This window comes from Fibrobacter sp. UWH9 (assembly GCF_900129715.1).
Lineage (GTDB): Bacteria > Fibrobacterota > Fibrobacteria > Fibrobacterales > Fibrobacteraceae > Fibrobacter.
On the sequence record NZ_FQWP01000003.1, the window covers coordinates 195,771 to 209,867 of the forward strand.

General features: G+C 51.4%; 11 protein-coding genes. 7 read left to right on the top strand and 4 right to left on the bottom strand.

Going from position 1 to position 14,097, the window contains the following annotated elements; all coding sequences use genetic code 11:
- Nucleotides 1–18 precede the first annotated feature (18 nt).
- A complete protein-coding gene (mnmA, locus tag BUB94_RS04135) occupies nt 19–1,095 on the top strand; it encodes a tRNA 2-thiouridine(34) synthase MnmA (RefSeq protein ID WP_073158782.1) in 1,077 nt (358 codons plus the stop codon).
- Nucleotides 1,096–1,155: 60 nt separating this feature from the next.
- Here mnmA and BUB94_RS04140 read toward each other — a convergent pair whose 3' ends face one another.
- The 3 genes from BUB94_RS04140 to BUB94_RS04150 form a co-directional block, all read right to left on the bottom strand.
- Nucleotides 1,156–1,944: a tetratricopeptide repeat protein gene (locus tag BUB94_RS04140; protein WP_073158784.1), complete on the bottom strand. Its 789-nt coding sequence runs from the start codon at nt 1,942–1,944 to the stop codon at nt 1,156–1,158.
- A gap of 21 nt (nt 1,945–1,965) precedes the next feature.
- A complete protein-coding gene (locus tag BUB94_RS04145) occupies nt 1,966–3,789 on the bottom strand; it encodes a BatD family protein (protein WP_073234463.1) in 1,824 nt (607 codons plus the stop codon).
- Nucleotides 3,790–3,862: 73 nt separating this feature from the next.
- Nucleotides 3,863–4,936 (bottom strand): CofH family radical SAM protein, encoded by a 1,074-nt coding sequence (locus BUB94_RS04150; RefSeq protein WP_073234466.1) that lies wholly within the window; start codon nt 4,934–4,936, stop codon nt 3,863–3,865.
- 136 nt (nt 4,937–5,072) lie between these two features.
- Here BUB94_RS04150 and BUB94_RS04155 point away from each other — a divergent pair, with 136 nt between their 5' ends.
- Complete coding sequence (locus BUB94_RS04155; RefSeq protein ID WP_073234469.1) at nt 5,073–6,512, top strand: esterase; 1,440 nt, start codon at nt 5,073–5,075, stop codon at nt 6,510–6,512.
- A gap of 80 nt (nt 6,513–6,592) precedes the next feature.
- Here BUB94_RS04155 and BUB94_RS16155 read toward each other — a convergent pair whose 3' ends face one another.
- Nucleotides 6,593–8,314, bottom strand: coding sequence for an FISUMP domain-containing protein (locus BUB94_RS16155; protein WP_083538096.1), 1,722 nt, complete (start codon nt 8,312–8,314; stop codon nt 6,593–6,595).
- Between the two features lie 226 nt (nt 8,315–8,540).
- Between BUB94_RS16155 and BUB94_RS04170 the strand changes: the two genes are divergently transcribed.
- From BUB94_RS04170 to BUB94_RS04190, 5 genes are all read left to right on the top strand, one after another.
- Nucleotides 8,541–9,938: an ATP-binding cassette domain-containing protein gene (locus tag BUB94_RS04170; protein WP_073158794.1), complete on the top strand. Its 1,398-nt coding sequence runs from the start codon at nt 8,541–8,543 to the stop codon at nt 9,936–9,938.
- 1 nt (nt 9,939) lies between these two features.
- Entirely contained in the window at nt 9,940–11,064 is a 1,125-nt protein-coding gene (locus BUB94_RS04175; protein WP_073158797.1) for an Mrp/NBP35 family ATP-binding protein, read from the top strand.
- 10 nt (nt 11,065–11,074) lie between these two features.
- Complete coding sequence (locus BUB94_RS04180; protein WP_073158799.1) at nt 11,075–11,386, top strand: DUF971 domain-containing protein; 312 nt, start codon at nt 11,075–11,077, stop codon at nt 11,384–11,386.
- A 69-nt stretch (nt 11,387–11,455) separates the two neighbouring features.
- Nucleotides 11,456–12,307, top strand: coding sequence for a sigma-70 family RNA polymerase sigma factor (locus BUB94_RS04185; RefSeq protein WP_083538097.1), 852 nt, complete (start codon nt 11,456–11,458; stop codon nt 12,305–12,307).
- Between the two features lie 17 nt (nt 12,308–12,324).
- Complete coding sequence (locus BUB94_RS04190) at nt 12,325–14,052, top strand: tetratricopeptide repeat protein (RefSeq protein ID WP_073234473.1); 1,728 nt, start codon at nt 12,325–12,327, stop codon at nt 14,050–14,052.
- The last annotated feature ends 45 nt before the right edge of the window (nt 14,053–14,097 follow it).

Sequence of the window (14,097 nt, forward strand, 5' to 3'; positions counted from 1 at the left end):
GTTTTAAAGGATGTAATTATGGCAAAGCAAAGAGTAGCTGTTGGAATGAGCGGAGGTGTGGATTCCTCGGTGGCGGCGCTTTTGTTGCAGGAACAGGGGTACGAAGTTTTTGGTGTGACCTTGCGAGTGTTGCCTCCCTTGGCCGAGGCTTCTCGCGCCTATGATCCCGAAAAAGATGAGAGCGTTTTGAAGGCTCGCTCCGTGGCTGATAGATTGGGAATTGAGCATCATGTGGCTGTTTGTGATGACGCCTTTACGGAACGTGTGTTAAAACGTTGCCACAATGATTTTTCTAGGGCCCGTACGCCAAACCCCTGCTGCTATTGCAATCGTTACATCAAGTTTGGCTGGATGATGGATTTCGCCCTGGAACATGGTGCTGATTTTTTGGCGACCGGTCATTATGTCCAGATGAAGGACGTTGACGGAGCCCGCAGACTTTTTAAGGGACTTGACGTAGGTAAGGACCAAAGCTATTTCCTTTTCGGTGTTCCCGACGAGTCGCGTGCCCGTGTGCTTACTCCTCTCGGAGGTTTTGTTAAGTCCCAGGTTCGTGAAATTGCCTCCCAACATGGTTTCGTAAATGCCAGTGCCAGCGATAGCCAGGATATCTGCTTTGATATTTATGGCGAGGACTATACAAACTTCTTGACGGACCGTTATGGCCAAATGACCCGTGGCGGAAACTTTGTTACGGAAGAGGGCAAGGTGCTTCGCAAACATGACGGTTTCCATCGTTATACGGTCGGTCAGCGTAAAGGGCTTGGAGTCGCTTTGGGCGTGCCTGCCTTTGTGCGGAACGTGAATCCGGAAACAGGGGACATTGTGGTGACTGCCGACAAGGCTGCCGTAAGTGCCGACATGGTGCAGATTGAAAACTGCGTGTGGCATGGAGGGGCGGTAAAGCCCGGTGATGTATTCCGCTGCGAGGGCATGGTGCGTTATAGGCAACGTCCTGTGTCTTGCGAGGTAAGCATCCTTGAAGGCGGGAAAGCTATCGCCCGCTTTATGGAACCGCTATTTGCCGTGACTCCGGGGCAGTGTGCCGTATTCTATGATGGCGACATGGTCGTCGGTGGCGGCTGGATCGTATAACTAAAAAACGCGGGAGATGCCCCGCGTTTTCTGTTTAGATATTTTTTGTGAATCGAATGCTTAGCGGACGATGCCTATTTCGCTACGCTTTACAAACCCCTTGACCTTTTCGCCGAGGCGGATTTCTACGAAACGGCCTTGTTCCGAAAGAACTTCGAAGGAGGTTCCTTCAGAAAGGGTATTCAAGGTTTGGGCCTTGTCGTTAGGTGCGCTGGTGACATCGGCATCGGCTGCGGTAACGACTCCGGTAATTTCGGTTTCGGCAACAATGATCTTGTAGCCAGCGCTTGCTCCGATGATGCTGAAAATGGCGGTGAGCACGAAAATGAACCCGATAAAGATATTCTTGGTCTTTTCGCTGGTGGAAACCTTGCGGACGATGGCTGCCAGCATGATGAGCCAGAAAATACCTAACAGGGCGAACATCTGAGCTTTCAGGGAAAGGGCATGGTGGGCCTTGAAGAGACCTGCCAACAGCGGGTTCTCTTCGTCGTCTTCATCAACCTTGTCCTTGGTCATAGCCTGGGCATAGGCCAGATTGTGCTGGACGTCGGCATCGTTGGGACGTAGGCGTAGGGCGCTTTTAAAGTAATAGATGGCATAACCCAACTTTGCGCTACGGAAATAGGCGTTTCCCAGATTGTACAACAAGTCGGCGTCCTGGATGCCTTGTTCTTCGTAGCTGTCGTTGCAGGTGCGCCATTCGTCGATGGCTCGTTCGAAATCGCCTTCGTTGTAGGCTTTTGTTCCGGCCTCGATGCCGGCGCAGGCGGTAGGTGCTGCACTAGCTATTCCCAGACTTGCGATACAGAGGGCTGCTAAAAACCAGACTTTAAAAATATTCTTCATTTTATAAAACCTCTTTTGGCCTTACTTCAGCCCGTTCAGACTTTCGCAAAGTTTTTCCACGTCCGCGAGCATTTTCTTCTGTTCTTCGGCGGAGGGACTGACCGGGGCGAAACGTGCGAAGGCGCATTTTTCAAGCCAGCTGTCAATGGCGGAAATGGTTTCGGCAGAGACGCCGCGGCTTTCCAGTTCCTGCTTCATCTGGGGACGGGTCATGCCCCTGAATTCTGCGTTGGTCAAGTCGCTAAGGTAATCTACCAGACCGTTTTCTAGAGCGGCGTAGAGAGCCTTGGCGTCGCCCTTTTGCAGTGCGGCATTGGCGTTGGCAAAGCGGGCCTTCAGCTGCTTGCTAGCCTTGCCCTTGCGAACCAGGGCCTGGTTGCTGCTGAGTTTGCGCTTACGCTTGATGGCCAAGGTGACAATGAAGTAGAAGGGAAGGGCCGCTGCAAAGAGAATCCAGTAGAGGACGTTCTTGTAAGGGGCTTGACTCGAAGCGGTACCGCTAATTTTATGAATGAAACGGATGTCGCTGCCCAGAGCCTCGATCTCTTTCTTCTGAACTGGGGCGGGACCGTTCGATACGTTGGCTACAGGTGCCTGGAACAAGGCTTCTGCAGAAGCGTCGCCCTTTTCTACTTCGATATTCCAGGGGCCAGCCACTGCGGTTTCGTATTTCTTCTTGCTTGGATTGAACCAGCTGTACTTGATTTCGGGGATGGTGAATTCGCCCTTCTTCTTGGGGTAAAGGAAGACTTTTATGCTCTTGCTGGTGACCACCTTGTTTCCAACGATCTTCTTGGAGATGTCATTTTCGGGAGGCACCGAGCGGAAATCGCTAAAGTCGGGAAGCTTGGGATCGGTAATGGATCCGGGAAGGCCGTCTCCCTTGATGTTGATGGACAGGGTCATGGCTTCGCCCACCTTGAGGTTGGTGCGGTCAAAGTCTGCGCTAAAGCTGTAGTTGCCTACCATACCGCTAAAGTTTTCGGGCTTGCCTTCGGTGGGGAGGGGCTTAACGGTAATGTTGACGGTGGGGGAGGTGGCTTCGGCCTCGATCGATTCCTGCTTGACGCTTCTGCTCGAGAAGGACATGCCGCCCATCTGCTTCTTTTCTTCGACGACCTTGGGTTCACCCAGCTTGGTGTATTTGAACTTGAATGCCGGAATTTGCAGGTTGCCGCTCTTGGTGGGGCTGAGCCATGCAAACTTGGCACTGGCCTGAAGTTCTCGGCGGGCGTTTTCAACCGGTTCGAATTTCATGTTGGCGAGATCACTGCGGTGGACGATAAAGTCGTTACCGGTGCTCATGTCGGTGGCCTGCAGGTTCCCCTGGAAATGTTCGTAGGTGTGGAAACCCAACGTAACAGAGAACTGTTCGCCTTCGTAAACGGATTTCTTGCTGGGGGTCAGGCTAACGGCAAGGGCATCGTCGGTAAAGGCCCGCTGAATGTTGACTGGGATATCGCCTGTGATGCCATGTTTCTGGCCATCGATGTTCATGAAGATGCCACCGGCGCTGATCCGTCCGGTTTTCTTTGGGGCCTTCAAGGTAAAGGTGTAGACGCGTGCCTTGTAGCTGCGGGCTCTGCCGCCACCGCCAAAGAAGGATTCAAAGGGGTCCATTTCTGGACGCATGACCTGGTCGGCACTGTCCAACTTTACAAGGTTGAATCCATTCTGGGCTTCAAAATGCAGGTCGCTTCGGTTGTCGGGCAAATCCTGCAGGGGGAACACAAGCTGAATTCCAAAAGTGTTGCCAGCCTCAATACGGTCCCTGTCAAATTGGAGGGACGGGCGGGCAAAAGCCATGGCTGTAAGGGCCATACATGCTAGCGTCAATTTTTTCATGGCCTAAAAATACCAAATTTTAGGTTGCGAGATGTATAAAACGGCTGGATTTCGTGAACAGAAAACGAAGATATCAGTCGAAATTCAGACTGCGGCGGTAAGGAGTGAATCCTGCCTTACGGATAAAGTCTTCTGCGGCTTCGATGCTGGTCAATCCGTGGTTGGTAAGGACGTTTTCTTCGATGACAATGCTGTTGATGTCGTCGGCACCGGCGTGCAGTCCCAATTCACCCAGCGAAAGTCCCATCCCCAGCAAAGAAACTTCGATATGGGGGATGTTATCCAGGTAGAGGCGGCTGAGGGCCAGAAGCTTTAGGTATTCGTCTCCGCGAACATGGCGGATGGGGAACTTGTCTGTCTGGGGTTGGAAAGTCCATACGACGAAACTGTTAAATCCGGCGACGTTTGCGGTGACTGCCTGGTCCTGGGTCTTTCGGACGTACTCCAGGTGCTCGATAATCTCTTCGGGGGTTTCGACACTGCCGAATACGATATTGGCGCTGCCGGGGAGACCCTTCTTGTGGCAGGCTGCCAGAACGTCGCACCATTCCTGTGCTTGCAGTTTCTTGGGGCTGAGCATTTGACGCATGCGGTCGCTGAGAATTTCTGCGCCTGCACCCGGAACAGAACTAAGACCTGCATCCTTAAGGATGTCCAGCAGACTTTCGAGAGGCATGTTGTTGAACTCGGCCATGCGCTTGAGTTCTACGGGCGAAAATCCGCGGACTCGTACTCCCATTTCCTGGGTCAGCATTTTCAGTACGTCGGTGTAATAGGACAGGGGGATTTCCTTGTTGACTCCGCCCTGCAAAAAGATGTGGTCGGCGCCCTTGGCCTTGGCCTCGATGGTCTTCTGACGGATTTCGTCGAGAGTCAATACATAGGCTTCGGGGCTCTTGTAGGGCCTGCAAAAACTGCAGAAACTGCAGGTCACTTCGCATACGTTGGTGTAGTTCACGATGCGGAATGCGGTGTAGCCCACACGGTTGCCGGGAAGGCGTTTTTGACGTACCGTGTTGGCGGCTTCTACCACCTGTGTCCAGGGTGTTTCTGTCAGGAGTTCCAGCCCTTCCGCAGGGGTCAGGCGGAAATCATTATTTGTCGGGTTTTCTGCCCCTAGAATCGCTTTTTGCAGGATCTTATTCATTGTCCCCTAAAATAGAAAAGTCTATGCCGGTTGTGCATGGATATATCGTCCACGGAAATCCACTTTGTTCATAAGCCATTTATCGTAAATAAGGGTAAGTTTACCTTGTGGTTTTTATCAAAAAAGGAAAAATGAGATGAAAAACTGGAATGTTCTGGCTTTGGGTTTGGCCACAGCGCTGTCTGTATCTTCGGCAAATGCCTTTGTTTTGACAGGTTCCGTTCATGATGCCAAGGGAAAGGCGGTGAAGGGGGCTGAACTATCTTTGATCGGCACAGAGTATTCTGCTGTTTCGGACGGGGTAGGCTCCTTTACCATTCGCGATACGCCGATTAATACTACGGCGATTAAGCCTGTTGTGAATCCTGGCTTCGTAAGAGTCGATAACGGAATACTTTCTTACTCTCAGGCTGCATCGGCTCCTGTGCAGGTACAGGTTTTTGATGCCATGGGTTTTAGAGTTGTGAATCAGGAATTGAACGGCTCGGGTTCCGTTGATATGCGTAGCTTTGTAAAGAGCGAAGGAACGTACTATGCCCGAGTGAAGATGGGGAACGCCTTGCAAGGTGTGAAGTTTACGGCCCGAGGTTCCTATGGTTCATCTTATGGAGTGGCTCCTGTAAATACCCTGAAAAAGGAAGGGGAGGGGGGAACTCTACAGGTTACCGCAGACGGTTATGATACACTTAAAGTAGCTCTCGCGAATCTCGATACCAACTTGGATCTGACCCTGGAAAAGGCCGTGGGTGCAGAGGAAGTTTATGACTTTGGATGGGCCAAGGGGAACGCTCCCGTGCCTACTCGTGGTTGTGGCAAAACCTGGAGCCGCGTAAAGTCGGGCAGCTATGAATTCCAGTGGAGCAAGGGCAAGCGTACCATCAGAATCGATATCCCTGACAACTACGATAATACCAAACCTTATCGCCTTGTTTTCGGTATGCACTGCATGGGTGGTTGGGCTGGTGGCGTCCAGCAAGAAGGCTACTATGGCATGAAACCTCTGGACACCGAAAAGACTACCATCTTTGTGGCTCCCGAAGGAAACGGCAATCAGGCTCCCTGGGCACAAGATGACTACACTCTGTTTGATGAACTTCTGGCAGATCTTCAGGGAAATCTCTGCATTGACTCTTCCCGCGTGTTCTCCGCCGGCTTCAGCTATGGCTCTATGTTCACCAACGGCCTTTCCCGCGACCATCAGCATGTGCTTCGTGGTGTAGCAGCTTACGAAACGGCTGAAATCAACATCTATGTTCCGCCTCATTCCGGCAAGTCCATTGCCTGGATGGGTGTGCTTGGCCTGCAGGACGACCTGTGCCGTCCGGACCTTGGTCGTGCAGCCCGTAATACAGCCTTAAAGCACAATGGTCCTAACTTTACCGATGCTAGTGGCGAACAGGCTGAAGAATATAAGGGTTCCGGTCCTCACGTTTGCTACGATTACAAGACCGTAGACGAACGCTTCCCCGTTAAATGGTGTACGCAGAATGGCGGGCACATCTGGGATCATAAGGATCCGGGATCGACAAAATCCTGGGTTCCCGAAACAACTTGGGAATTCTTCACCCAGTTCTAGAAAAGGTCTAAAAAAGCCTAATAAAAAACGCTCTGGCTGTGATGATTGCCAGAGCGTTTTTTGTTTCTATGATAGAATGGTTAGTCCTTGACGCAGCGAACGGAGTAGCCCCATTCATACTTTTCTTCGTATTCGGTATTGAGACTGGTGTTGTCGTAATAGCCGATGTTTCTGCGAATTGCAGAGTCAGAAGATTCAGTAGCGCTCCAGAAGTCTGCGACCCAATCAACGTTGTCGAAGTAATCGGAACGGTCGATGAGGTCGGTTTTCCAGTTTCCTGCCAGCATGGCGGAGAAGCCTAAATCATCAGTGCCGCCGTATGTCTTTGCAAGGAGAGCCTTGCCGATATAGCTGTTCTTCTTGCTGACGACGTAAGCGAGAGAGTCCCATTCGGGATTTGTGGGGAGATGCCAGCCAATGGGGCATGCACCCTGGTGTTTTTCGGAGATTCTTGCGCTGCTTCTGTTGTAGCTTTCAGAAACGTCGGCTGCTGCGGCCCATGAATACAGTCTTCCGTAGATATCGCAGTTGGCTTCCTGGTTCTTATAGCACCAGCTCTTGCTGGCGGTACCGGCGTAGTTCAGGTTTTCAGCCATCCAGGTCTGATTGCCGATGACAACGCACTTGTACCACTGTCCATCGCGGGTGTCCTGGAACTGACAGTAGTCAATGTCGGGGTTCAGATTGGCCCAAGTCTTCTTGGTGATTTCGACAGTGTCACAGCAGTTGCAGTCTTTGCCATCCTTGCCATCGACACCGTCGCGGCCGTCCTTACCATCAATGCCATCCTTGCCGTCAACGCCATCGCGGCCGTCCTTACCATCGATACCGTCCTTGCCGTCAACGCCATCGCGGCCGTCCTTACCATCGATGCCATCCTTGCCGTCAACGCCATCGCGGCCGTCCTTACCATCGACACCGTCACGGCCATCCTTTCCATCGACACCGTCACGGCCATCCTTACCATCGATACCGTCCTTGCCATCGATGCCGTCACGGCCATCCTTGCCATCGACACCGTCACGGCCGTCCTTGCCATCGACACCGTCACGGCCGTCCTTGCCATCGATACCATCCTTGCCGTCAACGCCATCGCGGCCGTCCTTGCCATCGATACCGTCCTTGCCGTCAACACCATCGCGGCCGTCCTTACCATCGACGCCGTTTAGACCGTGGAGCAGGACTCCGACGGAATCACCACCGCAGAGGATTTTATAGCCGGAGTTGTCTGCAAGAATTGCAACAGTGCAGGATGTTCCATCCTTACCGTCAACGCCGTCCTTGCCGTCGATACCATCACGTCCATCTTTACCATCGACACCGTCTTTACCATCGACACCGTCCTTGCCGTCTTTACCGACAATTGCTGCGACGGAAGTGTCCAATGCGCTGTTTCCTCCAATGACCAGAGTGCCAATGGTGGCATTACCGCAGAACACTACGTTGTTGTTGCCGTTTCCGGAAATGGTACATGTATTTCCGACGGAGGTTGCTTGCTTCTGTTCCGACCACAGTCCTCCTGTGCACTGGAAGTAGGCTTCTTCGTCAATGACGTAGGTGGCGTCTCCCTCGTTGCTTGTGTTGCAGGGGCCCAGTCCATAAATGGACTGAACCATTGCACGCAACGAAGGTGCAGTGGTAGAAACGCTGGCTGATCCAGATACTTCAATAGATCCGGAGATTTCTGCAGAAACAGTTTCGCTAGTTGCTCCAGTTTCTGATGTTACGGCTTCTGTACCTGCTTCAAGACAGCCTCCCAGCAGGAATGCCGAACATGCAACGAATGCTACTGACTTTTTCATAAAAACCTCCGCAAAAGCGAATTAAAATTTCCCAATTAATAAAATACGCTTGCCTTGAAAATAGAGGAGAAAAAAGTGCAAAACGGATGTTTTGTCTTGGAATAAAAAATCAGGTGCTGTCTGATTTAAATCACGCTTAATCTTGTTTTTGTGCGACGGCCGTCACACTTCGTGTTTGCTAGAGCCGTTTCGGCCGATTTATCCATTAAATACTATCTTTGGCCTCATGGAATTCAAACGTTTTGAAGCCTTGATAGAGAAGTTCCCGCAGGTGCAGATTTTTAGTACCGAAGGTGCTGATCTTGACCGGGTCATTACTCATTTTTTGAGTCAGCGAGAAAAGGTTTCCACTATGTCGGAAACTATTCAGCGAAAGATTCAACAGGCTCTTGCCCCGTTCTTTCAGCAGCGCTTTATTAGCCTCCATGATGATGAGGCTCTGTTGGTGCGTAATCTGCTTTTGAACAAGAAGTTCTTCTTGCAGACGGATCGCTATATCGAGGACATGGCCTGGCCAGAAACGGATCCCGAAAAACTTGATGAAGCGTTAAAAATTGCGGACCTTGCAGAAGGTATTCTGGATAGAAAGCTTCTGAGCCTTTCTAACGGGGAACTGCGTCGAGTCTTGCTGGCTCGCATGTGGATGGAAAATCCGGAGTGGATTTACTTCAACGATCTGTTTGGCGGGCTGGATCCTGAGTATCGCGCCCATCTGGCAGGCTGTGTGGCAGAACTTGCCCGTAGTCGCGGCACCGGCTTGAAAATCGCTGTCCGTCTTGCTCGAGAAGACGAACTGCTCCCGGAAATTCCCGCCTTTGTTTATGCCGACAAGACTTTTGTGCAGTACGAGGGTGAATTGCCCAAGGAAGCGGCGAAGCCCAAGTATACCAAGGCAGAACTGAAAGATTATGAAATCGTGGAATTGAGGTCCGAAGCTTCAGACTCCAAGTCCGAGGATGCTGAAATTCTCTTCGACTTGAAAAATATCAATGTCCGCTTTGGTGAAACCGATGTCCTGAAGAATTTGAACTGGACTGTTCGCAAGGGTGAACACTGGGCCGTGATGGGCGAGAATGGTGCCGGCAAGAGTACGTTGCTGGGCATGCTTACTGCGGACCATCCCCAGATTTACAATAATGACATTACACTGTTGGGGGAACGCCCGGGCCATGGTCTCAACATTTGGGACCACAAGGCCAAACTGGGATTTTTCTCTCCTGAACTGGCCTTGCAGTACCGTGAAGATTTGACGCTCCTGGAGGTGCTCTGCACCGGCTTTACCCCTAACCTTTGTCGCGCCGCCAATCCCACTTGGGAAGAAAAGGCGAAAGCTCGTGAATGGTTGACTTATCTGGGATTTGAAGACGTGAACCAGAATATCCGTTCCCTGTCGCCCATCGACAAGCGTCTGGTGCTCATGGCTCGTGCCGCAATTCGCCCTCCCGAGGTTCTTCTGTTAGATGAACCTTCCCAGGGGTTGAAGGGTGAATATCGCGAAAAGCTGTTCCATCTGTTGCAGCTCCTGTCCACAGAAACCACTCTTATTTTGGTTAGCCATTACGAAGAAGAATGGCCTCCTTGCATGACTCACTTGTTGCGTATGCCGAAATTCTCGCTAGGTTAATATGACTCTAAACGAAAAGACCATTTTGAAGGCGCTTAGCGCCGTGCAGGATCCGGACCTTCACAAGAATATTGTGGAACTGGATTTCGTGCAGAATCTTAAGATTGAAGGCGATAAGGTTAGCTTTGATCTTCGCTTGACAACTCCCACTTGTCCTATCCGTGATCAGTTCAAGGATCAGTGCATTGCCATCGTGAAGTCTCTTGGCGCAAGCGAAGTGAATGTGACCTTTACCGCGAAGGAAGGTGGCGCTGCCGGTAATTCCGCTGCCCAGGCTCCTAAGGATTCCCATATTGGCGAAGTGGCCCATGTGGTGGCCGTGGCTAGTGGCAAGGGTGGTGTGGGTAAGTCTACGGTGACTGCTAACCTGGCCATGGCCTTGAGCCTTTCCGGTGCCCGTGTGGGTATTCTTGATGCTGACATTTACGGCCCTAGCATGGGTCTTATGTTCGGTATCGACAAGGCTCCCGAAGTTTTTGACGACAACACCATCGCCCCTGTTGAAGCAAAGGGCGGCGTAAGCATTGTGTCTATGTGTATGTTCGCTGATTCCGATAAGGCTACCATTTGGCGTGGACCTATGGTAAGTCAGATGATTCAGCATTTTATTCACCATGTGCGCTGGGGTAAGTTGGATTACCTGCTGGTGGACTTTCCTCCGGGAACAGGCGATATCCAGCTGACCTTGACCCAGAACTGCCCCATGTCTGGTGCGGTCGTGGTGACTACTCCCCAGGAAGTGGCCCTGGCTGACTGCCGCAAGGGTATCGCCATGTTCGATAATGTTGGCGTTCCTGTGGTCGGCGTTGTAGAAAATATGAGTTACTTTATTTGCGACCAGTGCAATAAGCCTCACTACATCTTCCGCCAGGGTGGTGGTGAATCCATCGCTAAGAAGTGGGGTGTCCCCCTGATCGGGAAGGTGCCTCTGGAACCGGCCGTTGCCGATTGTGGCGATGGGGGAACTCCTGCCGTGTTGAGTAACCCTAATTCGGAATCGGCAAAGGTCTTTATGCAGGTGGCCGATGCCATGGTCCGTACGATTTCTGTATTTGACCATGAAGATGAGGGAACTCTTAAGTCCTATAACTACGAATTTGACCAGCTGCCGGTAGAGACGGTCTAAGGAGTGCTAAATGTTGCAACCGAAAAAATTCTTTAGAACTGCAGATGGAAAACTGGGCGTGGAATGGAATGATGGTACCCGTGGGGCTTGCTCTGCCCGTGATTTGCGTTGTGCCTGCCCCTGCGCCCTGTGTGTGGATGAACATACGGGTGTAAAGACGCTGGATGACGCTTCTGTCCCTGCTGATATCGCTCTTTTGAAGGTACAGTCCGTAGGACGCTATGCGGCTAGCCTTACTTTTAGCGATGGACATAATTCGGGAATTTATCCGTACGACAAATTGCGTAATTTGACCTTGGGTAAATTGACAGAATCCGTATAAAAAAACATATTTGTTCAACTTCAAGGGCTTTTGCCCGCGATGAATAAAAATGGATTGATAGGTGATCTTATGAGTGATGCAAACGAAGCACTATATTTCCGGGACTTGAATCGTTTCCCGACTCTTACCCCGCAGGAGGAGTCGGCTCTGCTTTCGATTATCAAGACCGGGGCTACAGAGGAAATTCGCAAGTCCGCTCTGCAGCGCCTGATTCGCGGCAACCTTCGCTTTGTGGTCAGTGTGGCCCGTAAGTACCAGGGCCGTGGTCTTTCTCTGCTCGATCTTATTAACGAAGGCAATCTGGGCCTTTTCAAGGCGGCTAAGCGTTTTGATATGGACAAGGATGTCAAGTTCATCAGCTACGCCGTGTGGTGGATTCGCCAGTCAATCCAGAAGGCTTTGTTTGAACAGGTGGGCGCGGTCCGAATTCCGCCTAACAAGCTCGCTCTTGTAAACCGCTTCAAGCGTGCCCTTATGCAGAACGATGGCGACTACGATCGCACCATCGCCATGGAAGAATTTTCCCCCTTCGAAAAAGACATTGTCGAAGTCATGGAAAAGATTGTGGACATCTCTCTGGATGCTCCCATTGGTGACAGTTCCACTGTTTCCAGTTCTAGCGAATCTGTAAGCACCCTGATGGATGTTCTGGGTACCGATGGTAACCAGGATGAGGACATGGAAAAGGATGAACGCCGCAAGCTCATCCAGGAAACCTTGTCTAGTCTGCCTCAGCGTGAAGAAGAAATTCTTCGCATGTTCTACGGTCTCGATACCGTAGAAGATACGACCTTGAAGGATATTGGCGAAGACCTGAAACTCTCTCGTGAACGTGTCCGCCAGATCAAGAACAAGACGCTCCGTCGCCTTCAGAAGAGCAAGGAGCATAAGGAAAAGCTGGCTGACTTCCTGGAACTCTAACCGAGGCTTGGAATCAGATGTCCAATTCCAATAATGCTGCCCGCAAGGCTGCCTATCTCTTTTTGACATTGTGTTGTGGAGCCCTTCTTGCTTTTGTGGGCTTTCGCGTGTACGAGATCTACGGCCCGTCTAAGGTTTCTGTTCCGGCCGTCCCCTACGGATTGCCTGTCGGTTCGACGGTTCTGTTGGGCGATGCTCCCGATTTTAACTCCTCGGTAACAAAGCTGCCTGTTCAGGTTCAGACTGAACTGCGTCGTGCCGCTGAACTTTCTCGCGCCGGAGCCCTTTCTTCGGCTTACGACATCTACGATGGCGTTGTTGTTCTCTACCCTGATTTGCTGAATGCTATCTGGGGTGGGGTGAACATCCTCTTTGATATGGCGACCAATGGGGTTGCCCTGACTGAAAATCAGAAGGACCGTCTTGCCCTGTTGACTGGTAAGTTGCAGGGGCGTTATCCTGGAACGGGTCTGGCTGCCTACCTGGAAAGCCGAGTGGTGTATATGGCCGGTAACGAATCGGCTTCCCTTGAACTGGCTCGTGCCGCTACAGAAAAGGCTCCCTCCCTGACACAGGCTCGACTCTGGTTTGGTGAATTGCTCCTTAAGAATTCCCGCAGCATCCAGGCGGCCGGCGAACTGAAAACCGCCATTAGCCTTTCTAACGGAGATTCCCCCCGAGCCTATGAACTGTTGGCTGAAGTTTACCACGACAGTGGCTTGCTGGATAGCTGCTCCGCCGTTGTGGAATATGCCCTTTCCCAGTTCCCGGTTGATGCTAAACTTCTTCTGCTTCAGGGATTCCTGAAGGAATACCAGGGACACTTTGATGCTGCCGAAAAAATCTATCAGCGCATTCTTGCCTTCCAGCCGGATTACGCCGAGGCTCGTGCCGCCGCAGCGACTCTAGGTGAAAAATCTCCTCCGGGTTCTGGAACTGGTGTTGCTCTGTCTCCCCAGGATCGAGCCCAGATTGCCTGCGATATTCTGCTGCCCTTGGTAGAAAAGTATCCCGAAAACCTGCCTTTGCGGGAGGCTCTTGGCCGTGCCTATCTGAAGGGTCGTCAGTTTGACCTGGCTCGTATGCAGTTCCAGGAAATCAAGAAAGCCGATCCCGAATATCCTGAAATCCAGCTTCGTATCCAGGAAGCAAGTATCACGCGTCCTGCTCCCATTTCGAAGACCGACGGTCTGGCCGCCAACTTGAACCGTGCTATCGACAGCCTCCGCGGAACATCTGGCCCTGCGACGACCCATGACTTCTCTTCAATGTTGGGCCATTATCTTGTTCGCTATGGCGCGACTCCCCGTGAATTTTTCAAGAAGTATTCGATTTCCAATTTCCGCCCGGTTGCAAATAACGTTTGGCAGGAATCTTTCTACATCGCCCCCTATATGCATACCTATACGGTTGTGTTTGATTCCCTGAATCATTTCCGACAGGTTCATGTGGTTGTTGTGGATTCTTCTTCAAACTCTAACCACCTGGGGGTTGCTCCCGAGGTGTTTACGCGTCTGTTGAAGCAGAATTCCCGAATTTCAGGTATTGGAAACAGTACCGGCGAAACGGATTGTGGCGATGGCCTTGTCTTGGATGCCGCTGTATGGGAAACGCAGGATAATTTTGAAATGCTGGCCCGTGTAGTTGGTAAACCTGCCGAGGTTCGTATGGTGCGTTTTGACAAGTCTGCCCTGCCGCCAGGTCTTAAACTTTGTGATTATGCCTCCTATTTGAACCGCTACTAGAATTTGCGATTGAGTACCATTGCCTTTTTTGTATTTTTGACCTGA